This is a genomic window from Staphylococcus debuckii (assembly GCF_003718735.1).
In the GTDB taxonomy this organism is placed as follows: Bacteria; Bacillota; Bacilli; order Staphylococcales; family Staphylococcaceae; genus Staphylococcus; species Staphylococcus debuckii.
This window is the reverse complement of the sequence record NZ_CP033460.1, coordinates 2199592-2222677: the sequence shown is the minus strand read 5'-3', so window position 1 is coordinate 2222677 and position 23086 is coordinate 2199592. Positions and strand designations below refer to the sequence as shown.

Annotated in this window: 24 protein-coding genes; 15 read left to right on the top strand and 9 right to left on the bottom strand. The window is 36.4% G+C overall.

Annotated features, from left to right (window positions below):
• Nucleotides 1-19: 19 nt before the first annotated feature.
• Complete coding sequence (locus CNQ82_RS10765; RefSeq protein WP_420876456.1) at nucleotides 20-1213, bottom strand: MFS transporter; 1194 nt, start codon at nucleotides 1211-1213, stop codon at nucleotides 20-22.
• Between the two features lie 12 nt (nucleotides 1214-1225).
• Nucleotides 1226-1642, bottom strand: coding sequence for a MarR family winged helix-turn-helix transcriptional regulator (locus CNQ82_RS10760; protein WP_095103995.1), 417 nt, complete (start codon nucleotides 1640-1642; stop codon nucleotides 1226-1228).
• Between the two features lie 270 nt (nucleotides 1643-1912).
• On the opposite strand from CNQ82_RS10760, the gene CNQ82_RS10755 reads away from it, so the two are divergent.
• Nucleotides 1913-2668 (top strand): VOC family protein, encoded by a 756-nt coding sequence (locus CNQ82_RS10755; protein ID WP_123145240.1) that lies wholly within the window; start codon nucleotides 1913-1915, stop codon nucleotides 2666-2668.
• Here CNQ82_RS10755 and CNQ82_RS10750 read toward each other — a convergent pair.
• A complete protein-coding gene (locus CNQ82_RS10750) occupies nucleotides 2665-2916 on the bottom strand; it encodes a hypothetical protein (RefSeq protein WP_206125362.1) in 252 nt (83 codons plus the stop codon). The two genes, CNQ82_RS10755 and CNQ82_RS10750, sit on opposite strands and share 4 nt — an antisense overlap.
• 121 nt (nucleotides 2917-3037) lie before the next feature.
• Here CNQ82_RS10750 and CNQ82_RS10745 point away from each other — a divergent pair, with 121 nt between their 5' ends.
• From CNQ82_RS10745 to CNQ82_RS10730, 4 genes are all read left to right on the top strand, one after another.
• Nucleotides 3038-4291 carry a lipid II:glycine glycyltransferase FemX gene (locus CNQ82_RS10745; RefSeq protein WP_123145238.1) on the top strand — a complete coding sequence of 418 codons (1254 nt, stop codon included), beginning with the start codon at nucleotides 3038-3040 and terminating at the stop codon, nucleotides 4289-4291.
• Nucleotides 4292-4524: 233 nt separating this feature from the next.
• Nucleotides 4525-7698, top strand: a complete 3174-nt coding sequence (locus CNQ82_RS10740) for an efflux RND transporter permease subunit (RefSeq protein WP_123145237.1) — start codon at nucleotides 4525-4527, stop codon at nucleotides 7696-7698.
• Between the two features lie 412 nt (nucleotides 7699-8110).
• On the top strand, nucleotides 8111-9289 hold the full coding sequence (locus CNQ82_RS10735) for a hypothetical protein (protein WP_123145236.1): 1179 nt from the start codon (nucleotides 8111-8113) through the stop codon (nucleotides 9287-9289).
• 17 nt (nucleotides 9290-9306) lie between these two features.
• Nucleotides 9307-10470: a metal-dependent hydrolase family protein gene (locus tag CNQ82_RS10730; RefSeq protein WP_123145235.1), complete on the top strand. Its 1164-nt coding sequence runs from the start codon at nucleotides 9307-9309 to the stop codon at nucleotides 10468-10470.
• Nucleotides 10471-10506: 36 nt separating this feature from the next.
• Here CNQ82_RS10730 and mspA read toward each other — a convergent pair whose 3' ends face one another.
• Both mspA and CNQ82_RS13175 read right to left on the bottom strand, forming a co-directional pair.
• Nucleotides 10507-10824: a membrane stabilizing protein MspA gene (mspA, locus tag CNQ82_RS10725; protein WP_123145234.1), complete on the bottom strand. Its 318-nt coding sequence runs from the start codon at nucleotides 10822-10824 to the stop codon at nucleotides 10507-10509.
• A 66-nt stretch (nucleotides 10825-10890) separates the two neighbouring features.
• Nucleotides 10891-11061, bottom strand: coding sequence for an SE1832 family protein (locus CNQ82_RS13175; RefSeq protein WP_095104008.1), 171 nt, complete (start codon nucleotides 11059-11061; stop codon nucleotides 10891-10893).
• 121 nt (nucleotides 11062-11182) lie between these two features.
• Here CNQ82_RS13175 and CNQ82_RS10720 point away from each other — a divergent pair, with 121 nt between their 5' ends.
• Complete coding sequence (locus tag CNQ82_RS10720; protein WP_123145233.1) at nucleotides 11183-12091, top strand: AEC family transporter; 909 nt, start codon at nucleotides 11183-11185, stop codon at nucleotides 12089-12091.
• Between the two features lie 104 nt (nucleotides 12092-12195).
• On the opposite strand, the gene CNQ82_RS10715 is transcribed toward CNQ82_RS10720, so the two are convergent.
• From CNQ82_RS10715 to CNQ82_RS10705, 3 genes are all read right to left on the bottom strand, one after another.
• Nucleotides 12196-12987 carry a glucose 1-dehydrogenase gene (locus tag CNQ82_RS10715; RefSeq protein ID WP_123145232.1) on the bottom strand — a complete coding sequence of 264 codons (792 nt, stop codon included), beginning with the start codon at nucleotides 12985-12987 and terminating at the stop codon, nucleotides 12196-12198.
• Between the two features lie 40 nt (nucleotides 12988-13027).
• Entirely contained in the window at nucleotides 13028-13882 is an 855-nt protein-coding gene (locus CNQ82_RS10710; protein WP_123145231.1) for a GRP family sugar transporter, read from the bottom strand.
• 125 nt (nucleotides 13883-14007) lie between these two features.
• Entirely contained in the window at nucleotides 14008-14871 is an 864-nt protein-coding gene (locus CNQ82_RS10705) for a GNAT family N-acetyltransferase (protein WP_123145230.1), read from the bottom strand.
• Between the two features lie 146 nt (nucleotides 14872-15017).
• On the opposite strand from CNQ82_RS10705, the gene CNQ82_RS10700 reads away from it, so the two are divergent.
• Nucleotides 15018-17147 carry a DNA topoisomerase III gene (locus CNQ82_RS10700; RefSeq protein ID WP_123145229.1) on the top strand — a complete coding sequence of 710 codons (2130 nt, stop codon included), beginning with the start codon at nucleotides 15018-15020 and terminating at the stop codon, nucleotides 17145-17147.
• Between the two features lie 210 nt (nucleotides 17148-17357).
• Nucleotides 17358-18692: an NCS2 family permease gene (locus tag CNQ82_RS10695; RefSeq protein ID WP_123145228.1), complete on the top strand. Its 1335-nt coding sequence runs from the start codon at nucleotides 17358-17360 to the stop codon at nucleotides 18690-18692.
• A gap of 123 nt (nucleotides 18693-18815) precedes the next feature.
• On the opposite strand, the gene CNQ82_RS10690 is transcribed toward CNQ82_RS10695, so the two are convergent.
• Complete coding sequence (locus tag CNQ82_RS10690) at nucleotides 18816-19202, bottom strand: hypothetical protein (RefSeq protein ID WP_095104024.1); 387 nt, start codon at nucleotides 19200-19202, stop codon at nucleotides 18816-18818.
• A gap of 339 nt (nucleotides 19203-19541) precedes the next feature.
• Here CNQ82_RS10690 and rpsJ point away from each other — a divergent pair, with 339 nt between their 5' ends.
• From rpsJ to rplV, 7 genes are all read left to right on the top strand, one after another.
• Complete coding sequence (rpsJ, locus tag CNQ82_RS10685; RefSeq protein ID WP_001118667.1) at nucleotides 19542-19850, top strand: 30S ribosomal protein S10; 309 nt, start codon at nucleotides 19542-19544, stop codon at nucleotides 19848-19850.
• Between the two features lie 27 nt (nucleotides 19851-19877).
• Entirely contained in the window at nucleotides 19878-20540 is a 663-nt protein-coding gene (gene rplC / locus CNQ82_RS10680) for a 50S ribosomal protein L3 (RefSeq protein ID WP_123145227.1), read from the top strand.
• A gap of 28 nt (nucleotides 20541-20568) precedes the next feature.
• On the top strand, nucleotides 20569-21192 hold the full coding sequence (gene rplD / locus CNQ82_RS10675; RefSeq protein ID WP_095104028.1) for a 50S ribosomal protein L4: 624 nt from the start codon (nucleotides 20569-20571) through the stop codon (nucleotides 21190-21192).
• Complete coding sequence (gene rplW / locus CNQ82_RS10670; RefSeq protein WP_047130859.1) at nucleotides 21192-21467, top strand: 50S ribosomal protein L23; 276 nt, start codon at nucleotides 21192-21194, stop codon at nucleotides 21465-21467. Before rplD ends, rplW begins: the two co-directional genes overlap by 1 nt.
• A 34-nt stretch (nucleotides 21468-21501) precedes the next feature.
• Nucleotides 21502-22335: a 50S ribosomal protein L2 gene (gene rplB / locus CNQ82_RS10665; RefSeq protein ID WP_095104030.1), complete on the top strand. Its 834-nt coding sequence runs from the start codon at nucleotides 21502-21504 to the stop codon at nucleotides 22333-22335.
• Between the two features lie 64 nt (nucleotides 22336-22399).
• The gene (gene rpsS, locus CNQ82_RS10660) at nucleotides 22400-22678 is read left to right on the top strand and encodes a 30S ribosomal protein S19 (protein ID WP_015900973.1); all 279 of its coding nucleotides are present in this window, start codon (nucleotides 22400-22402) and stop codon (nucleotides 22676-22678) included.
• Nucleotides 22679-22710: 32 nt separating this feature from the next.
• On the top strand, nucleotides 22711-23064 hold the full coding sequence (gene rplV, locus CNQ82_RS10655) for a 50S ribosomal protein L22 (RefSeq protein ID WP_015900972.1): 354 nt from the start codon (nucleotides 22711-22713) through the stop codon (nucleotides 23062-23064).
• Nucleotides 23065-23086 lie beyond the last annotated feature (22 nt).

The following is a 23086-nucleotide window of genomic DNA, read 5'->3' as shown; positions in this document are numbered from 1 at the left end:
GCTCCAGATTTTTTTAAAATTATGAGAAGGTTTTAACTTTACGACCATGCAGTAAGAAATATACGACCACTGTAACAATTGTTAAGATAGCCATGACGCCATACAATTGACCGTAAGTAATAGATGAAGTAAATGCTCCTAATAAGGATGGGCCGAAACCAATACCGATATCAATACCGATAAAGTAAGTAGACGTCGCCAATCCGTATTTTTCAGGGGTAGTGACTTTAATGGCAATTGCTTGCATCAATGATGACAAGTTGCCGTAACCGACACCTAACGCTGCACCTGCAAGAAGCAATAGCCAACCAGAATGTGCGAAGTAAAGCATAATAAAGGTTGCGAATAAGAAGATATATGCAGGGTATACCACAACGTTTTCATTTCTATTATCCATCAAACGACCAGTAATAGGACGTGTGACAAGAGAAGTGATTGCATAGAAGATAAAGAAGTAACTAGATACAGTCACTAAATCACGTTCTTCAGCAAAGAATTTCAAGAAAGTCAAAATGGATGAATAAGTCAGACCCGTAATTAAAATAACAATCGCAATGGGAACCGCATCCAAAGCAATAAATTGACTGAGACTGAATCCTTTTTTACCTTCAGTTTTAGTAAGCGGCGTTGTTTCGAAATTAATATTGATGAAGAAAGATAAAATTAATGAAACAATGCCAAATACGAGACAAAGTCCAAATAAAACATCAATAGAATAGTGGCTAGATAATAATAAGCCGAAGAAAGGACCGATTGCTGTTCCTAAGACTAAACTTAGTGAGAACATGCTGATGCCTTCACTTTTCCGCTCAGGCGGAGTAATGTAAGCTGCAATAGTACCGGTAGCAGTAGTGGCTACAGCTGTGGCAACCCCATTGATCAAACGGGTGAACATTAAGAAGCCGAGAGATCCTTCTATAAAATAAAGAAGCTGTGTAATAATTAAAAAGACAACTCCGATTAATAAGGTCTTCTTGGGGCCGATCGCATTGACATATTTGCCGGTGATAAAACGGCCAATTAAGGAGCCGACGATAAATAAACCTGTTACCAAACCTGCTAAACTATCTGAGGCATGGAATTCTGTTTTACTGTAGCCTGCAATGACTACAATTAGTAAGTACATACAAAGATATACAAAGAAATTGACTAAGAAATTCATATTAAAGCTCTTAGTCCATATGGGTGCGCGATGTGTTTCTGTAGGGTTCACGCAAATGCCTCCTTATAATATATTTTTTAACTTTTCAAAAGTTCGGATTGCAGCAAGTATTTCTTGTTCGTCGAGTGCTGCTTGCTCAACAATGCTTTCTTGCAATGCTGTGACTTCGCTCATAGCCTCTTTATAGACTTTAGTGCCTTTGTCAGATAGCGATAATAACTTTTCTCTCTTATCTTCACCAGGGGTCACAATCAACAATTCCTGTTCAATTAAAACTTTTAAAAGTTTACGTGCAGAAGGTTTTTCAATAGAACGTCTTTTGGAAATTTGAACTAATGTAGTTTGATCATGCAAATAAATATCTTTTAAAACTAAAAATTGCGCAGTATGCAAATGATACTTATCTAAAATGGGTTGAACATTTTTAATATAAGGTCTATAAAGTTCAGTAAAGCTATTGAATAATTGATTAACTTCCATTCTCAGCCACTCCTTTTTGCAAGATAGCAAGGGGGTTAAGACACAGCTGCCTCAACCCTCTTTAAAATATGAAGTAAATAAAATTTGCAGGGAATTAATTTTTACTTCGCATCTATAAAATGGTTAGCTATGCTAACTAATTCACTTTTACTATTGTAGAATGATTAAGTAGATAAATCAAGAGGCTTTGTAGAAAAAATTTGCAACCATAGAGAAAGCAATCTGAAATATAATTTGATAAGATGGAAGAAACGAGAAGAGGTGACTGCCATGCAGAATTTAAAGTTTGATCATATCATCCATTACATTAAACATATCGATGAATTTCAGTACCCTGGAGAAATATTAAAAGTAGTGTCAGGCGGCTTGCATAATCGTTATGGTACTCATAATAAATTGGCTTATACAGATTTAGCTTATATTGAACTTATAGGTGTTAATGATGAGGAAAAGTTAAAGAAAGTAATTAAAACCAACGAAGGCCGCGTATCTTTCATCGCTAAAATTGTACAGGATAATTTTAAGCAGGGATTTAAAACCTTTGCTTTACGTACTGATAATATTGATAAGTTGAAAGATGATTTAGAAGCTAAAGGTATAGAAACTGTGGGGCCTATTCAAATGGGACGTGAAAATAAAAGGGGAGAGCAGACCTCTTGGCAATTGCTCTATCTTAATCAACCGCATGCTGATTTAAAACCGCCTTTCTTTATTCAATGGAATAAAACCGAAGAGGAACGCGAAGCAGCACTTGAGAGTAAATTTCAACCTCAATTCAAAATAAAAGCCATTGAAGTTCAAACAACTGATACAGAACAAGTTGTGAATCAATGGCGAGATTGGTTTGATATGGAAGTCGTTGAATCTGATGATGACGTTACTATTTTAAAATTGCCGCAAGAAGCAATTGAATTCAGAATACGTAAAGCGCGTAAAAATGGATATGATATCGTGATACAGGATAAAGAAACAGATGCACCGTATAACATTACTACACGAGGGGCTGAATACCACTTCATACCTTAATAGATATAATGGTAGACTTCATTCGCAATAATCGAAACATGGATGAGTGCCACTACAAATAATCCAATGGCGAGTATTAAATTCGCTTTCGTTTTATACAACAGCATTAAATAAAAGCTGATAATCGTAGAGAAACCTACAAAAATAATACGTAAACTTAAATAAGATACGCCTGGTTGGACGCCTAATGTGACACATATTGCAATGATATTTAAAATTATCATAATTGATAAAAAGATATTTCTCATTATTCTCACCTCTAAATCATTTATCGTTTTGTATTGATTTCGTGAGATTACGAAATGAAAGTTGCTTACATTCATTGTATAATAAGAATTACTGTAAGGAAAATAAAGGAGAGCGTATATTATGGAAAAGATGAATATCACAAACCAAGAACACGATGCATTTGTCAAATCCCATCCTAATGGCGACTTGCTGCAATTAACGCAATGGGCTGAAACTAAGAAACTAACTGGATGGTATTCTAAAAGAGTAGCGGTTGGTGAAAATGGAGAAATTAAAGGAGTGGCACAACTTTTATTTAAAAAAGTTCCAAAACTTCCATTTACATTATGCTATGTTTCAAGAGGATTTGTAGCTGATTATAATGACAAAGCAGTCTTGGAAGCGCTCCTTCAAAACACGAAACAAGTGGCACAACAAGAAAAAGCCTATGCGATTAAAATTGATCCAGATGTGGAAGTAGACAAAGCTGGAGATGCATTGGGCAATTTAAAACAATTAGGTTTTGTGCATAAAGGATTTAAAGAAGGACTTTCTAAAGATTATATTCAACCACGTATGACGATGATTACACCGATTGATAAATCAGATGAAGAATTAATCAAGAGCTTTGAGCGTCGTAACCGTTCGAAAGTCCGTTTAGCTTTAAAACGCGGTACTAAAGTAGAACGCGCAGGTCGAGACCAATTGAAAATATTTGCCGACTTGATGCGTATTACAGGTGAACGCGATGGCTTCTTGACACGTGATATCAGTTATTTTGAAAATATTTATGATGCTTTGCATCCTGATGGCGATGCGGAATTATTTTTAGTGAAACTAGAACCAGAATCTGTTTTGAAAGAAATTACAGAAGAAAATCGAGATGTCGAAGCAGAAATTGAAAAATTGAAACAGAAAAAGCAAGATAAGAAAACTTTAAATAAAATTAAAGATGCAGAAGCTAAAATTGCACGTAACCAAAAATTAATTGCCCAGATGGAAGAGTTACGCAGCAAACATCCAGATGGTGTTTATTTATCAGGTGCGCTCTTAATGTTCTGCGGTAAAAAATCTTACTATTTATATGGTGCATCATCTAATGATTACCGTGATTTCTTGCCGAACCACCATATGCAATTTGCAATGATGCGTTACGCTAGAGAAAAAGGTGCCACTACTTATGACTTCGGCGGTACGGATAATGATCCAGATAAAGACTCTGAACATTACGGTCTGTGGGCCTTCAAGAAAACCTGGGGTACTTATTTAAGTGAAAAAATCGGAGAATTCGATTACATCTTGAATAAACCGCTTTATTACTTGGTTGAGCAGGTAAAACCAAGACTTACTAAAGCGAAAATCAAAGCATCTCGTAAGTTAAAAGGAAAAAAATAATAAGGCTTTTGTCAGGTAAGCAGGAGTTGAGACATTATTTTGTCCCAACTCCTGCTTTATGAATGCGTAAACTGGTTTATATTAAACTTTTTAGAGTAACGGCAGAAACCTGCAAAATAATTCCAATGCAATAGTTGAAAATTAGTTAAGAATTGTTAACAAAAATAGATACAAATTGAGTTGTTTCATGTTAAATTATGGTTAAGCAGTTTGAAAATGGGAGGAAAATAAGAATGATAAACCGCTTGCTGAAATTCTCTTTAGGCAATAAATTTGCCATCTTTTTGATGGTTGTATTAGTTGTTTTAGGCGGCGTCTATGCAAGTATGAAGATGCGCCTTGAAATGTTGCCTGATGTAGAAGAGCCAATGATTTCAGTCAACACAGTGATGCCTGGTGCCACACCGGAAACAGTACAAGATGAAATCAGCGATAAAATTGATAACCAAGTTCGTAGGATGGCACATGTAGACACCGTAAAAACACAATCACTGGAAAATGTGTCGATGGTTCAAGTAAGTTATGATGACGGAACTGATATGAACAAAGCAGAAGAAGAATTGAAAAAGGAAATAGATAAGCTGAAATTAGACGAGAATGCACAAGAACCCGAGCTGCAACGCAACAGCATGGATGCATTTCCTGTAGTAGCTTATTCATTTTCAACTAAGCACGATGATTTAAAGAAAGCAACGAAAGATATTGAAAAGCAGCTGGTGCCTAAACTTGAAACCATTGACGGTGTGCAGAATGTGCAGTTAAATGGTCAAACTGAACGTCAAGCAACGATTAAATTTAAACAGCGTAAGTTGCAAGAACGTGGAATGAGTGCAAGCGGTGTCGAGGACTATTTGAAGAATGCTTCAGGTAAAACACCTCTAGGACTTTTCCAATTTGGGAAAAAAGAAAAGTCAATCGTCATTGATGGCGAGTTCACTTCAGTTGATGCGCTGAAAGATTTTGAAATTCCAGTTGATGCGGCCAAAGGAGACAGCGGTCAATCCGGAAGTGACAGTAGTCAAGGCGGCGGTTCTGACTCAAGCAGTATGGATGCTATGAGCCAAGGCGGACAAGCGCAAGGTCAAAGCGGCAGCAGCGGAGATATTGTCAAACTTAAAGATATTGCTGACGTTAAAGTAGGAGATGAACGTGAATCTATCTCTAGAACAAACGGTAAAGATGCAATAGATGTGCAGATTATTAAAGCGCAAGATGCTAATACTGTACAAGTGAAGAAAGATACAGATAAAAAAATACAACAATTTATTAAAGAAAATAAGGACATGACTTATACAAAAATCATGGATACGGCAAAACCGATTCAAGATTCGATCTATACAATGCTTGAAAAAGCAATCTTGGGTACGATTGTAGCGATTATTATCATCTTATTATTCTTACGTAATATTCGTACGACAGCTATTTCAGTCGTTTCAATTCCAATGTCCTTACTGATTGCGATGATTGCATTGAAACTTTCAGATGTATCCTTAAATATTTTAACGTTAGGTGCTCTAACGGTCGCAATCGGTCGAGTCATTGATGACTCCATCGTTGTTATTGAGAATATTTACCGACGTATGACAGATAAAAATGAAACAGAAAAAGGTGACAAACTGGTTGTTAGTGCAACTGCAGAAGTCTTCAAACCAATTATGTCTTCTACGCTTGTAACTATCATTGTCTTCTTGCCATTAGTTTTTGTATCAGGTTCAGTAGGAGAAATGTTCAGACCCTTCGCCTTAGCGATTACATTCAGCTTGCTGGCATCATTGTTAGTTTCAATTACTATTGTGCCTGCACTTTCTTCAACCTTTTTCAAAAATGGAATTCACGAGCGCCGAAAACGTTCATTAGGAGCAGTCGGCAGAGGTTATAAGAAAGTCTTGAAATGGTCATTGAACCATAAGTGGATTGTATTAATACTGACTACAGTAATTCTGATTGGAAGCATTGCACTAGGTGCAGCAAAAATTGGAACAAGCTATATTTCAACAGGCGAAGATAAATATATGGCACTCACATATAATCCTAAACCTGGTGAAACGAAAGAATCTGTCTTGAAAAATGCGGAACAAGTTCAAAAATACTTGAACAGCAAAGATAAAGTTAAAAAAGTACAATATTCATTAGGCGGTGCTTCGCCGATGGATCCAACCGGCAGTACAAACAATATGGCGGTAATGATTGAATATGATAAGAATACGCCACACTTTGATGAAGAACCAGATAAAGTACTGAAACATATTGCAACCTTCAAACAAGAAGGGGAATGGAAGAACTTAGATATGGGTACAGGCGCTGGTAATAACTCAATCGAAGTCAAAGTTTCTGGACCTTCTGCAGAAGCAATTAAAGGTACAGTGAAGAAAATACAAAACGATATGAAAGCTACATCCGGTGTAGTTAACGTTAAATCTGATTTAACAGAAGTATATCAACAATACAGTGTAGACGTAGATCAAAATAAAGCCACTGAAAAAGGCTTATCAGCAGGACAACTTGCTATGGGTCTGAACCAAAACATTCCAGAAAAAACTATTACGACAATTAATGAAAAAGGTCATAAAGTTGACGTGAAAGTTGAGAAGGAAAAACAAACGAATTGGACAAAAGAAAAATTAAACAACTTAGAAATTCCTTCACCAACCGGAAAAGTGAAATTGAAAGATATCGCAACTTTAAAAGAAACAAAAACACCAAGTAAATTGATTAAAGAAGATGGCGACTATACCACAACTGTGACTGGTACTATCAGTGATAAAGATGTCGGCGGCATTTCACAAAAAATAATGTCTAAAGTGAATAAAATCGATAAACCAAACAATGTGAAAATTAATACAGGCGGCGCTACAGATGACATTAATAAAGCATTGACTCAATTGTCTATGGCAATGGGCGCTGCAATTATCATCGTATATCTTGTGCTTGTGTTAACCTTTAAAGGCGGACTTGCACCGTTCACTATCTTATTCTCTTTACCTTACACAGTTATCGGGGTAGTATTAGCACTCGTCTTTACTGGAGAAACACTTTCCGTACCAAGTATGATCGGCTTGTTGATGCTCATAGGTATCGTCGTCACGAATGCTATTGTACTGGTCGATAGGGTTATCAGCAACGAACGAAAAGGTATGGCCATGAAAGAAGCGTTGATTGAAGCGGGCGGCACTAGAATACGTCCAATCTTGATGACAGCTTTAGCAACAATCGGCGCCTTGATACCATTACTCTTTGGTCAAGACAGCTCTATCTTAATTTCAAAAGGTTTAGCAGCTACAGTTATCGGCGGACTTATTTCGTCCACACTCTTAACATTAATTGTAGTTCCTGTTATTTATGAAATACTCTTTACATTGAAAGATAAGTTGGCAAACTTATTTGGAAGAAATAAAACAGATAAGTAGATGAGTAAAAAGCTGAGATTCTCGTGGAGTTCTCAGCTTTTTTTAGGTCTGCGTAGGGTGAGTTGAGGGGGAAGTGTTAGATATGTTGCGTTTTCTAGACACTACTTCTGGATTAGTGTCCAGATTCCAGTGTTTTCTAGACACTACTTTGGAACTAGTGTCTAGATTCTTTACTCCCAAGTCATTCCCCCGCTCAAAAAAGTGCACTGGTTAGTTTTCAGACTGATCCGTGCACTTAATTTTTTGTATAAACACTGGTCATTAATCATTAAAAAAGTACACTTACGGAGAAAAAGTTTCATTATATTTATAATCTATTCTTAAAATTTAGAAAATTCTAAAAAACATCTTCACATAAGAAGAACTTAGTTCTATAATTTATTGTATTCATGATAATGATTGGAGGTAACAGATGGAGCTATTATTGTATTTTTTAATTGTAATGGTCTTTTTATTTTTAGGGGAATGGATTTCAAGTTTATCTAAAGCTTACATACCATCTGTATTTGTTACAGCAGTATTATTTGTTATCGGGTTTTGGACAATTGTTCCAAAAGACATTGTGACTAAAGCCAATTTTGGCCCTAATTTTGCTGCAATATGTGTACCTTTATTATTAGTTCATTTAGGCACCATGATGGATTTGAAACAATTGCTATCTCAATGGAAAGCAGTAGTTGTAGCTCTAGCTGGAACTTTAGGAACAATGATTCTTACTTTAACAATCGGTACCTTTATATTTGATTGGCATACTGTTGTCGCAGCAGTTCCACCATTAACAGGCGGAATTGTTTCAGTGGCGTTAATGAGTGATGGATTGAAAAGTACAGGTTTAACGGCACTTGTAGCAATTCCTGTAGCCATGTTTATTACTCATAGCGTTATAGGGTACCCTTTAACTTCTATCATGTTAAAGAAAGAAGGGAAAAGATTATTAAACAGTCCTGATATTAAAAGTAATCAAAGCTATAAAACTAAAAATGATCAAAAACTTGGAAAAGAAACCAAAGAAAGAGAACCAATAATTAATAGTAAATATCAAACGGCAGCATTTTTACTTGCAAAAACCGGAGCGGTAGCTTTGCTCGCTATATTTATAGCTAAGTTGACTAAAGATGTAATCAACTCAAATGTTATCGCATTAATATTAGGCGTCATCTTCCATCAAATAGGATTTTTAGAAAAACAAATCCTTAATAAAGCAAAAGTATTTAATTGGCTAATGTATGGGTTGCTAGCTTATGTATTTTCACAATTAAGTACCACAACACCAAAAGTGTTGAGCGGGATAATTATTCAAATTATCGTATTAATAATTCTTGGAATAATCGGAATGTATATTACTTCAGCCTTGTTGGCAAAACCTCTTAAAATGAGTGGATCCATGGCATTTGCAACGTCTTTGACAGCATTGTTTGGCTTTCCGGCAGATTACATTGTGACAAATGAAGTTGTTTCTAACTTAACAAATAAGGAACATGAACGTGAATATTTATTGGATAATATGTTGCCTAAAATGTTGGTAGGCGGTTTTGCAACAGTATCAGTTGCTTCTATTATAATTACAACTATATTCATTAAATTATTGTAAAAAGAAAGGGGATAGAAATGGTTAACATTTTATTTGAAAACGCAAAGTTATTTGATGGCGAGAAGTTTGTAGATAATTCTAATTTTGGTGTGAATACAGTAAGCGGAAAAATAATAAGCTCTAATAATGATTTCGATAATAAAATAAATTTACATGGTAAATATGTTTTACCGGGATTAATCAATGCACATACACATATTGTAGCTGATCACACAGGAAAAATTAATCAACTAGGATCACCTGATAATACAGTAGTAAAATCGACGTATTTAGCACTTAAAAACTTAAATGATTTATTAAAAGATGGTGTTACTTATATTAGAGATGTTGGTTCTATTTTTGATATTGATATAGAGCTTGCTAAATTAGAAAAAGCAGGAGAGCTAATCATTCCAGGAATAATTGCATCTGGTAGTCCATTAACTATGACTGGTGGTCATTTCAGTGAAGGAAGCTATGAGGTTGATGGAGAAGACGAAGTTAAGAAATATGCCAGAAAATTATTGAAAAAAGGCGCAGACAACATTAAATTAATGGCTTCAGGAGGAGTTTCATTCAGTGGAGAAACACCGCATGATATACAGTTGGATGAAAACGAATTGAAAGCAGCAGTTATTGAAGCACATCACAAAGGAAGAACGGCTTGTGCACATGCTCAAGGAACTGAAGCAATTAAAAATGCGATTAGAGCTGGAGTTGATTCCGTAGAACATGCAGTATTCTTAGATGATGAAGCAATTAACATGTTTATCGAAAACGATACTTATATCGTCCCTACATTAGTTGCGCCGTGGGCAATTAACCAAAATTCAGAAATTCTCCCTGATTTTATGGTGGAAAAATCTATTTCAATAGAAAAAGCACATTTTGAAAGTATTGGTAAAGCAGCTAAGGCGGGAGTAAAACTTGCAATGGGCACAGATTCTGGAACAGCAATGAATAATTTTAATGAAAATTCTTCATTCGAATTAGAGTTAATGGTTCGGGCAGGAGCTACACCGTTACAAGCAGTCCAATCAGCAACTAAAAATGCAGCCGAATTATTGAAAATAGACGACATGGTAGGCTCTATTGAAGAAAATAAACTTGCTGATTTCATTGTAATAGAAGAAAATCCATTAGAAGATATCACGACATTACAAAAAGAAAAAGAAGTATATAAAAAAGGAAAATTAATATAAACAAAAGCATCGGCCACTTAAGCCGATGCTTTATTATTAATATACAACAAGTGTTAGAATAACACTGATTACAAAGATAAAAAGGGTCATCACATTTAAGATAGATACACCTTTTTTATCGCCTTTAGAATATTTAAACGCAGTGATTTCTACGTTGCCGACAAGCATCACGATGACTGCAAATTCCCACCATGAAGCGGCAGGTGCAGATAAGTTGGACATCGCAACTACTAATATTAGCAACACACCCATAATAATTCTTAAAATGGTCGCATAGATTGTTTTCATTTTAAAAATACTGATATAACTGACAAAAAGATATAAAACGGGTAAAAGTATTAAATAGAGTTGCATCTCAGGTTCTTCCTTTCATATTTCTAAACAAAAATCAGATTTATGGACTTGATGAAACCTGATAAATTAAGATTGTTGATCTATTTGAGCACGTACAAGCGCAATGGAATTTTCGATTTGCTCAAGCTGTTTGATAAGAGGGTCTACCTCTTGGCCTGTAGATTCACGTTTTTCCAAATCATCTTGTAAACGTACGTAATCTTGCTTTAATTCTTGTAATTGGCTTTGTAAATCCAAACGTTACACCACCTTATTGATTTTAATTCTCAATAATAATAGTATAGCATGGAAAGAGAAAGATGTAAGTGATGAAAAACCAACAATTAATTAGCATCTAATCACAGAAAGAAGGATGACTATGACAGGTAAATTCGTAATAATCGTATTACTGATAGCACTAGGCTATCTATTAAAAAGAATCAAGTTGTTAAAAGAAGATGACAGTCAAGTACTTGCTACAATCGTATTGAATGTCACACTGCCTGCGTTGGTCATCGTCAATTTGAACAAAGCAGATTTAGATATCTCATTATCTATTCTGCCCATTATGATGATTATCTATGGCATTATTGCAAAAATTATCGCCATCAGTTTCTTCTTGAAATATGACAACGAAATGCGTGGTACCGTTGGAATGATGATGGCTTCATTAAACATCGGATTATTCGCATATCCGCTCGTACAAGCGATTTGGCCGAAACAAGGAATGGTATACTTCGGTATGGCAGATATCGGCGGTGCCATCGTAATGTTCGGAATAACATACTTTGTCGGAGGATATTTCAGTAGTGGGGACAACACTTTCAACTTTAAATTTTTACTTGTCAATATACTAAAATCTGTTCCCCTAATGACTTATTTGGTTATGTTTGTATTGAATATGAGCAATCTGCATATCCCTGGAGCAGCCATTAGCTTCTTTGACGTTTTGTCAAAAGCCAACATGCCGCTCTCCATGATACTCCTAGGACTCATGCTTAATTTCCGAATCGAACGACAATACTTGCCGATTGCTTTTAAATATCTGTTGATTCATTATGGATTCGGTGTAATAGCAGGCTTGCTCGTTTATTTCTTCCTGCCCGTATCCGACCAAATGATTAAAACAACACTCATGGTAATCTGGCTACTTCCAATCGGCGTCGCAGTCATTCCATACTCCTTACAATTCAAATACCGCACCATGCCGATCATCGGAATGACCACCAACATGACCATACTCATCAGTATCGTTCTACTCTACCTGTATCAACTCTTCTTTGTCTAAATGCAAATACGTTTTGAAAAGAAACCATCAGAAAGCAAAAAGGAGCAAGCGTGATTCCAATCAAGAATCACGCTTGCTCCTTTACTTTATTGCACGGATAGAAGTTAACCTTTACCGCCCATGAATGCAGGGTAGTTAGTCATACCGCCATCTACATAAATTGTTGTGCCATGAACATAGTTTGCTAAATCAGAAGCAAGGAAGAGTGCTACATTAGAGACATCTTCAGATTTACCTAGTTCACGAGCTGGAATCATTTCTAATGTTTCTTCACGTGTTTTCGGATCAGAGAATTTTTCCTCAGTGTGTTTAGTTACAATCGCTCCAGGTGAAATATTATTGATGCGAATGCCGTATTGCGCATATTCCATAGACATTGTTTCCATCATCAATTTTAATCCACCTTTGCTGGCTGCATAGTTCACATAATTCGGCCAAGGAATCGTATCGTGCACACTTGAAGTATTGATAATGACACCTGGTTTATCTTCTTTACGGAAATATTTGACCGCTTCACGTGAACCCACAAATGCACCAGTCAAGTTGATATCTATGGCTTTGCTGAATTCTTCTACCGACATTTCATCTGAAGGTACTGGATTTTCGAAACCTGCATTATTAATCATAATATCTAGCGTGCCGAAAGTTTTTACAGCTTCATCGACTAAACGAAGTACATCTTCTTCTTTAGCTACATCACCTTGAACCGCAATAGATTCACCGCCAGCTTCAGAAATGATTTTTTTCATTTCTTCTATATCTTCTTTATGACGTTCAGAGCGATAGTTAATCACTACTTTTGCTTTAGCTTGACCAAACGCTTCGCAAATTGCGCGTCCAATCCCGCTTGCGCCTCCTGTAACTACGACAACTTTATTTTCTAAATCTGTAAACATAGAAATGCCTCCTTGTATATTTGTTAGAACAAATTTTAAGTTACGCTTTCAAACCGCCGAGAATAAAGGCTGCTACAATAATTAACACAATCCCCGACCAGATACCTATCATCTGACGTTTGTCTTTTTTCTCTTTCAAGATAAAAATACCGCCGAGTGTGGAAACAATCACAAGTAATTGGGAGAATGAAAAACTTGTAGCTACCCCAACTTTAGGTTGTGAGAAGAATAAGAATAAGTTACCAATCGCCCAAACAACACCTGGAATAAGATTTTTAAGTGTATATTTAGTAGAAGTTTGGTGATTAGCTGATAAGATGAAACCGCCAATTGCCATACCGATAGATTGGAAGAATAAAGCATCTAAACCATTGACACTAAAGATTTGAGCGATGACTACATAAACAACATAACCCACTGTTGAAATTAAAAGAATCGGCATCGCTTTGCCTAGTGCTGATTTAGAGTCGTCTGACTCTTTCTTACCTTTTAATGAAGTCAATGCAATTCCGGCTACTAGTAATACCATTGATACAAGTCCTAACACCACTTGCATCATAGTACTCCATTCTCCTAAGAAAATTGCACTGAATAATGTAGTACCTACCAATTGCATTCCTGTAGAAATCGGCATCGTTTTAGAAACGCCAATTAATTGAATAGAACGTAATTGGTAACCTTGTCCGAGTGACCAGAACGCACCTGAGATTAAACCGACAATAATAACTTTAGGTTCAAAAGCGGCATGTCCTGTTAAGAGTAATACAACCCCAACAATTAATGCACCAAGTGTTGTACCACGGATTTGGTTGTAGGGACCGCCTCCAACTAATACGTTAATGAGTACAACGCTTCCCCAAAACAGTGCGGGAAGTAAAGCTATAAGTAAATCCATTAAGCATCCTTTCCTTTCTAAGATAACTTTACCCCTTTGTAAGGACAATAATAATAGAGATTGTTTTAAAAAGGAAACAAAAAGTTTGCCGGATTAGAAATACTCTACAGGCAAACTTAAAGTGGTTATTTTATATACTTGAATTTTTTGCGTTCTGAACGAATATCGAAGCCGAGCTCACTGAAGCGATCGACAAGTTTATCATTCTTACTGCGGATTTTGAAATATACACGTTCTATACCGTCATTATTAAATGCATAGTTAATAGCGTAGCTTAACAAATTAAAGGCAATACCTTCATGACGATAATCTGTATGAGAAGAGAAGTAACGAATTTCTGCTGAATTTGCCTCGGGATGCATTTGTAAATACAAATAGCCTTTTAAAATGCCTTCACTGACAAAGAAGAAAAGCTGATTGTTCTCGTCAATAGACTGTGTAATTTCTGAAGGAGTCATCGCATCTCTTCTGAAAATTTTTCGGTGCAAGCGATCAAAGTGACTATAAAACGCCTTGTGATATTTAATAATGTGGCGTTGCGCTTCATCACTTGTTTCAATAGTGTGGTCTGTAGATAAATAATAATCAGTAAAGGTATAATGTGCATCAATAATTTTCATTAAAGAATTATTATATGAATCTGAGACATCAAATGAAAAATTAAAATGTGTACCGTTCGGTTGCTGTGCTGTTAATGCTTCAAATAATGTTTTGAAATCTGCTGGGGCAGGTTCGCCTTTATCTGCAAGAAACGGGCCGACCATTTTATAATGGTGAGCATCATATGCAAATCCGCCTAGCAGCATTTGAATTTCATCAGAATCATCAGTGAGGGCAAAAACACCTGTGTCGTGTTGCAATGAATGAATTCCTTGTTCGAGTGATACATTCTTTTCATGCAGCTTATATAAATAAGAGCAGAATGATGTATTAGCATGATTAATAAAGTTGCGGATGTCTTGTGAAGAGTCAATCTGGATTGTTTTCATGGGGACCTCCTTAATTTCTATAATTAACAGCAGCTTTTCTTTTATTATACTGTGTTTCGGACCTAGATAAAAGAAAATACATGAAAACGACAAGTAATGAATCGTGTTACAATAGAGATACGATTTTTTAGAAAGGAAACGGATAAATGAAATCACTAATTTTAGCAGAGAAGCCTTCAGTTGCAAGAGATATTGCGAATGCCATGCATATTAACCAGCAACGCAACGGCTACTTTGAAAATAATCAATATATCGTCACTTGGGCGCTAGGTCATCTTGTCACGAATGCAACGCCAGAACAATACGATAAGAAATTTAAAGAGTGGAATTTAGCAGAACTGCCGATCATTCCTAATCATATGAAGACAGTAGTGATTCCTAAGACTAGAAAGCAATTTCAAACAGTTAAATCACTGATGCTGAAAGATAATGTGAATGAAATTATTATCGCTACGGATGCAGGACGAGAAGGGGAATTGGTTGCACGGTTGATATTAGATAAAGTCCATAATAAGAAACCGATTAAGCGTTTATGGATTAGTTCCATTACAGCCAAAGCGATTCAAAAGGGATTTAAGCATTTAAAAGACGGCAGAGCTTATTTACCTTTATATCGTGCCGCATTGGCACGTAGTGAAGCGGACTGGATTGTAGGTATCAACGCGACACGTGCATTGACAACGAAATACGATGCACAATTATCCTTAGGACGTGTGCAAACTCCTACAATTCAACTGGTGCAAATGCGCCAAGATGAAATTAAGAATTTCCGTCCTACTGAGTACTATACTTTAGAAGCTAAAATAGCAGGACAAACCTTCAAATTAAAAAGTCAGCATCGTATTAAAGATCAACAACAACTTGAACAGTTAGTGCAGCGCTTGAAAGGCCACCAAGCTGAAATTACAGATGTGTACTCTAAACATAAAAAGCAATATCCAGCGAAATTATACAGCTTAACTGATTTACAACAAGACGCTTATCAACGTTATCATATGGGAGCTAAAGAAACGTTGAACACATTGCAAAGTTTATATGAACGTCATAAATTAGCTACGTATCCTAGGACGGATTCTAATTATCTGACTGACGATATGACCGATACTTTCAAAGAGCGTTTACAAGCATTGCTAGCGACAGAATACAAAGACCAAGTCCGTCCGTTAGTGAATAAGAATTTCAGTCCGAAAATGCATATCATTAATAATCAAAAGGTCTCAGATCACCATGCGGTTATTCCTACCGAGATTCGTCCCGATATGAATGCATTAAGTCAGCGTGAACAAAAAATTTATATGATGATTGCAGAGCGGTTTATTGAAAACTTACTGCCACCTTATGAATATGATGCAGTGAGTGTCACCTGCAATATAGATGGGGAAACCTTTGAATTCCAAGATAAAGTAACCACACAACCAGGTTTCAAAGCGCTAAGTGCACATGAAGCTGCACATCAAACGCCGAAATTTGATAAAGGTAAACAGCATTCTGTTCAGCATTTTAATATTCAAGCCCATGAAACGACACCGCCATCATACTTTAATGAAGGTTCTTTATTAAAAGCAATGGAAAATCCGCAAAAATTCTTTGATTTAAAAGATCATAAACATTCTCAAACCTTGAAACAAACAGGCGGTATCGGTACTGTGGCGACACGTGCAGATATTATAGATAAATTGTTTAATATGAATGCGATTGAGGCGAGAAGCGGACAAATCAGAGTTACTTCTAAAGGGCGTCAAATTCTGGATTTAGCGCCTAAAGAATTAACTTCTCCTTTATTAACAGCTGAGTGGGAAGAAAAGCTTACTCAAATTGAAAAAGGAAAATATGATTCACGTGCTTTTATGAAAGAGATGAAAGCTTTCACAAAAGATATTGTAAATGAAATTAAAGAAAGCGAACAAAAATATAAGCACGACAATCTTACCAGCACCGAATGTCCGACTTGCGGTAAATTTATGATTAAAGTGAAAACTAAAAATGGTCAAATGCTTGTATGCCAAGATCCATCTTGTAAGACTAAGAAGAACGTACAACGTAAAACAAATGCGCGTTGCCCGAATTGCCATAAAAAGATGACTTTATTCGGAAAAGGAAAACAAGCAACTTATCGTTGCGTTTGCGGTCATTCTGAAACACAAGAACAAATGGATAAACGCCATAAAAATAAAGGTAAAAATAAAGTTTCCAAACGTGAAATGAAAAAATATATGGGTAAAGAAGAATTAGATAACAATCCATTCCAGGATGCATTGAAGAATTTGAAATTGTAATTCTGATTTTCACAATTAAGAGTGAACACACTAATGGCACTTTGATGATTATGACGAACAATAGATTCGAATAATTGTTAAAATCATAGGTAAAATTAGTGTGTTTTTTAATTTTTCTCTAAAAATGTTTGGTTTTTTCATCAATCACCATTGTGTTTTAGATAAATTGGTATTAAAATATGAGAGTATTTTAACGAAGGAGCATACATAGTGAAAAAATATTTCCAATTTGATAAGTATCATACAAATTATCGACGTGAGATTTTAGGCGGATTAACAACTTTTTTATCTATGGCTTATATATTAGCTGTTAACCCGCAAGTTTTAAGTTTGGCAGGCGTTAAAGGTATTCCAGACAGTATGAAAATGGATCAAGGTGCAGTATTCGTAGCAACTGCGCTTGCTGCATTTGTCGGTTCAGTTTTCATGGGACTTGTCGCCAGGTACCCCATAGCCTTAGCACCAGGTATGGGGCTCAACGCTTTCTTCGCCTTTACCGTAGTATTAACAATGGGTATTCCATGGCAGATCGGTTTAACAGGAGTGCTTTGTTCCGGACTCTTCTTTGCCGTACTTACCATGACTGGTTTACGAGAAACCATTATCAATGCCATACCTTATGAAATGAAGATGGCAGTATCAGCAGGTATTGGTTTATTTATTACCTTTGTCGGTTTGCAAGGTTCAGGTATTATTGTAAATAACGATTCTACCCTTGTAACATTAGGACACTTAACAGATGGTAAAGTATTACTTGCCATCTTCGGTATTTTGGTAACAGTTATTCTTTATACTAAGAAATTGCCTGGTGCCATCTTTATAGGTATGATTTTAACTTCAGTTGCCGGTTTGATTACTGGGTTAATTCAAATGCCTCATGCAGTAGTAGGGAAAGTACCAAGCATTTCACCAACATTCGGCGCAGCGTTTGATGCATTTAAAGATCCATCACAACTCTTTACAGTACAATTTTTAATTGTTATCTTAACGTTCTTATTTATTGATTTCTTCGATACAGCTGGAACATTAGTAGCAGTAGCAACACAAGCTGGTATGATGAAAGACAACAAATTACCTAGAGCTGGTCGAGCGTTGTTTTCAGATTCTATCGCAACAATTATTGGTGCAATCTTCGGTACTACAACGACAACTTCATACATTGAATCAACTTCCGGTGTAGCAGTTGGCGCACGTACTGGTTTTGCAAGTATCGTCACTGGTCTATGTTTCTTACTTGCCTTATTCTTCAGTCCATTGATGGCTGTGGTCACTAGTGCAGTCACAGCGCCTGCTTTAATCGTAGTAGGTGTATTGATGGCAGGAAACTTAGCGGAAATTGATTGGAAGAAATTCGAATTTGCAGTTCCAGCGTTTATTACGATTATTATGATGCCTTTGTCTTACTCTATTGCAACAGGTATCGCTTGCGGATTCATTTTCTATCCAATTACAATGTTGATGTCAAAACGTCATAAAGAAGTACATCCTATTATGTACGTATTAATGGTACTCTTCATACTTTATTTCGTCTTTGTACATGGTTAGACCAACCATTTTTGCAAGCTCTTAACGGGCTTGCTTTTTTATTTGGGAAAAATATTAAAAAAACAGCCAGGGTGAGTTAAGTGATTGAAATGCAAATCACAACTTTATCCTGGCTGTTAATTATTATTTAATTCTGCGACCATTTTCATCATAAGTCACACGTGCGTTTCTATCAGGTACATAAATAGGTGTGCTTAGTACTACAATTAAGAATAAAATCATTAAGAAGAATAATATCCAGTGTGTAACCATTCCGACAACAGGGATTATTGCAATGAGAGAACCTACAATCCCGACTAACGGAATAACTAACATAGGACGAATTGAGTTTTGGTTATCAAAGGCAAGCATAACTACCATTACAAAATAGATAGCTGCATTAATAAGCAGTGGCTGCCAACCAAATGTAACAATGATAGAACCTCCTAAGAACGGGATACCATAAACGAGTTCGGAGATAATCATAATGATACTTAAAATAATCAATGTAGTTCGAATTCCAAATTTCATCTCAATCACCACCTGTCAATTTTCAGTATAATCTATTTGGAAAAGGAATAAAAAAATTTGCACACCCTAAAGAGAAAAATTACTCAAAGGGGTTGAATACAGGGCTATATTAGAGTAGAATATACTGGTATGTGTTAGAGAAAAGTCAAGCATTAAAAAAGTTTCGCGAAATGGTTGCAACAGCAACTTGATTCGTGTAATATATCTAATGTTGGACTTTGATTACGCGATGAAGCAAAAGGTTACTGACACACCCGGCCGCTTTGCCATGGCGTTGTGTGAGATAGTTTTTGTGGAGAAGTCTATCACTAAATGTAGACGATATAAGGAGGGAAAATCATGGCAAAACAAAAAATCAGAATCAGATTAAAAGCTTATGATCACAGAGTAATTGATCAATCAGCAGAAAAAATTGTTGAAACTGCAAAACGTTCTGGTGCAGACGTTTCTGGACCAATTCCGTTACCAACTGAAAAATCAGTTTATACAATCATTCGTGCGGTTCATAAGTATAAAGATTCACGTGAACAATTCGAACAACGTACACATAAACGTTTAATCGACATTGTAAACCCTACACCAAAAACAGTTGATGCTCTTATGGGCTTAAACTTACCATCAGGTGTAGACATCGAAATCAAATTATAATAGAAAATTTTAGGAGGTGGACTTTCGATGACCAAAGGAATCTTAGGAAGAAAAATCGGGATGACACAAGTATTCGGTGAAAACGGAGACTTAATCCCAGTAACTGTTGTAGAAGCAGGCCAAAACGTAGTATTACAAAAGAAAACTGAAGAAATAGACGGCTATAACGCTATCCAAGTAGGTTTTGAAGACAAACAAGCATACAAAAAAGACAGCAAGTCTAATAAATATGCTAATAAACCAGCTGAAGGTCACGCTAAAAAAGCGGGCACAGCACCTAAGCGCTTCATTCGTGAATTCAGAAACATCAATGTTGATGAATACGAAGTAGGTCAAGAAGTCTCAGTTGATAAATTTGAAGCTGGCGACATCATTGACGTTACTGGAGTATCTAAAGGTAAAGGTTTCCAAGGTAACATTAAACGTCATGGACATGCTCGCGGACCAATGGCTCACGGTTCTCATTTCCACAGAGCACCAGGTTCAGTAGGTATGGCGTCAGATGCTTCTAAAGTATTTAAAGGTCACAAAATGCCAGGCCGTATGGGTGGCAACACAGTGACAGTACAAAACTTAGAAGTTGTACAAATTGATACAGAAAACAACGTTATCTTAGTTAAAGGTAATGTACCTGGTCCTAAAAAAGGATTAGTAGAAATCAAAACTTCAATTAAAAAAGGTAATAAATAATTAATTAACGAAAGGAGGAAAATGCATAATGGCAAATTATGATGTATTAAAAGTAGACGGATCAAAAGCAGGTTCAGTTGAATTAAGCGACTCAGTATTCGCTATTGAACCAAACAAAGATGTTCTTTTCGAAGCAATCAATTTACAACGTGCTTCATTACGCCAAGGTACTCATTCTGTTAAGAATCGTTCAGCAGTACGCGGCGGTGGACGTAAACCATGGAGACAAAAAGGTACAGGACGTGCGCGTCAAGGTACAATCCGTGCTCCGCAATGGCGTGGCGGCGGTATCGTATTCGGACCGACTCCAAGAAGCTATTCATACAAAATGCCTAAGAAAATGCGTCGTTTAGCATTACGTTCTGCATTATCTTTCAAAGTGCAAGAAAATGGATTCAAAGTTATTGATGCATTCGGTTTAGAAGCACCAAAAACAAAAGAATTCACAAACGTATTATCTAATTTAGAATTACCTAAAAAAGTTTTAGTTGTAACTGAATCAGAAGATGTAAATGTTGAATTATCAGCACGTAATATCCCTGGTGTTCAAATTACAACTGTAAACGGATTAAACGTATTAGACATCACTAGCGCTGACAGTGTATTAATTACAGAAGCAGCTGCTAAAAAAGTTGAGGAGGTGCTCGGATAATGGAAGCAAGAGACGTTCTTAAGCGCCCCGTAATCACAGAAAAATCTTCAGAAGCAATGGCTGAAGACAAATATACTTTTGATGTAGATACACGTGCGAACAAAACTCAAGTTAAAATTGCAGTTGAAGAAATTTTCGATGTTAAAGTAGACAAAGTAAATATCATCAACTACAAACCTAAGAAAAAACGTATGGGCCGTTACCAAGGCTATACAAACAAAAGACGTAAAGCAGTAGTTACACTTAAAGAAGGATCAATCGATCTATTCAACTAAAAAATATAAATTACCAATAAGGAGGTAAGCGACAATGGCTCTTAAACATTATAAGCCAATTACAAATGGTCGTCGTAATATGACTTCATTGGATTTCGCTGAAATCACTAAAACGACTCCTGAAAAGTCATTATTACAACCGCTACCGAAAAGAGCGGGACGTAACAACCAAGGTAAATTGACAGTACGCCATCATGGTGGCGGACACAAACGTCAATACCGTGTAATCGATTTTAAACGTAATAAAGATGGAATCACAGCTAAAGTTGATTCTATTCAATACGATCCAAACCGTTCAGCTAACATCGCATTGTTAGTATATGCAGATGGTGAAAAACGCTACATCATCGCACCTAAAGGTTTGCAAGTAGGTCAAGTTATTGAAAATGGTGAAGAAGCAGATATCAAAACTGGTAATGCTTTACCATTAGCAAACATTCCAGTAGGTACTACAATCCATAATATTGAATTAAAACCAGGTCGCGGCGGACAAATCGCTCGTTCAGCAGGTGCAAGCGCACAAGTACTTGGTAAAGAAGGTAAATACGTATTAGTAAGACTTCGTTCTGGTGAAGTACGTATGATTCTTTCAACTTGCCGTGCAACAGTAGGTCAAGTTGGTAACATCCAACACGAACTTGTTAACGTTGGTAAAGCCGGCCGTTCTCGTTGGAAAGGTATTCGCCCAACTGTTCGTGGTTCTGTAATGAACCCTAACGATCACCCACACGGTGGTGGTGAAGGACGTGCTCCTATCGGTCGTCCATCTCCAATGTCACCTTGGGGTAAACCAACTCTTGGTAAGAAAACACGTCGCGGTAAAAAATCATCTGATAAACTTATCGTTCGCGGACGTAAAAGAAAATAATATCAACTTATTTGGGTGTGCGGCTTAATCGCTGCACGCACATAATAAGAAGGGAGGCGCCAAAATGGCTCGTAGTATTAAAAAAGGACCTTTCGTCGACAACCATTTAATGAAAAAAGTCGAAGCTCAGGAAGGTAATCAGAAAAAAACAGTGATTAAAACTTGGTCACGTCGTTCAACTATTTTCCCTAATTTCATCGGTATCACTTTCGCAGTATACGATGGACGTAAACATGTACCTGTTTATGTAACTGAAGATATGGTTGGTCACAAATTAGGTGAATTTGCTCCAACTCGTACATTTAAAGGACATGCTGTAGACGACAAAAAGACTAGAAGATAAGATACTTTTCATAAGTAGAGGAGGAGAAACAAATGGAAGCAAAAGCGGTTGCTAGAACTATCAGAATCGCACCTCGTAAAGTCAGATTAGTATTAGACTTGATCAGAGGCAAAAACGTTGGTGAAGCTATTGCCATCTTAAAATTGACAAACAAAGCTTCATCACCAGTTGTTGAAAAATTATTGATGTCCGCTTTAGCTAATGCAGAGCACAACTATGACATGAATACAGATGAATTAGTTGTAAAAGAAGCATATGCTAACGAAGGACCAACATTAAAACGTTTCCGTCCACGTGCTCAAGGACGCGCAAGTGCTATTAATAAACGTACAAGCCACATTACAATTGTCGTAAGTGACGGCAAAGAAGAAGCTAAAGAAGCTTAATAACTTTCTAAGGAGGGAATAC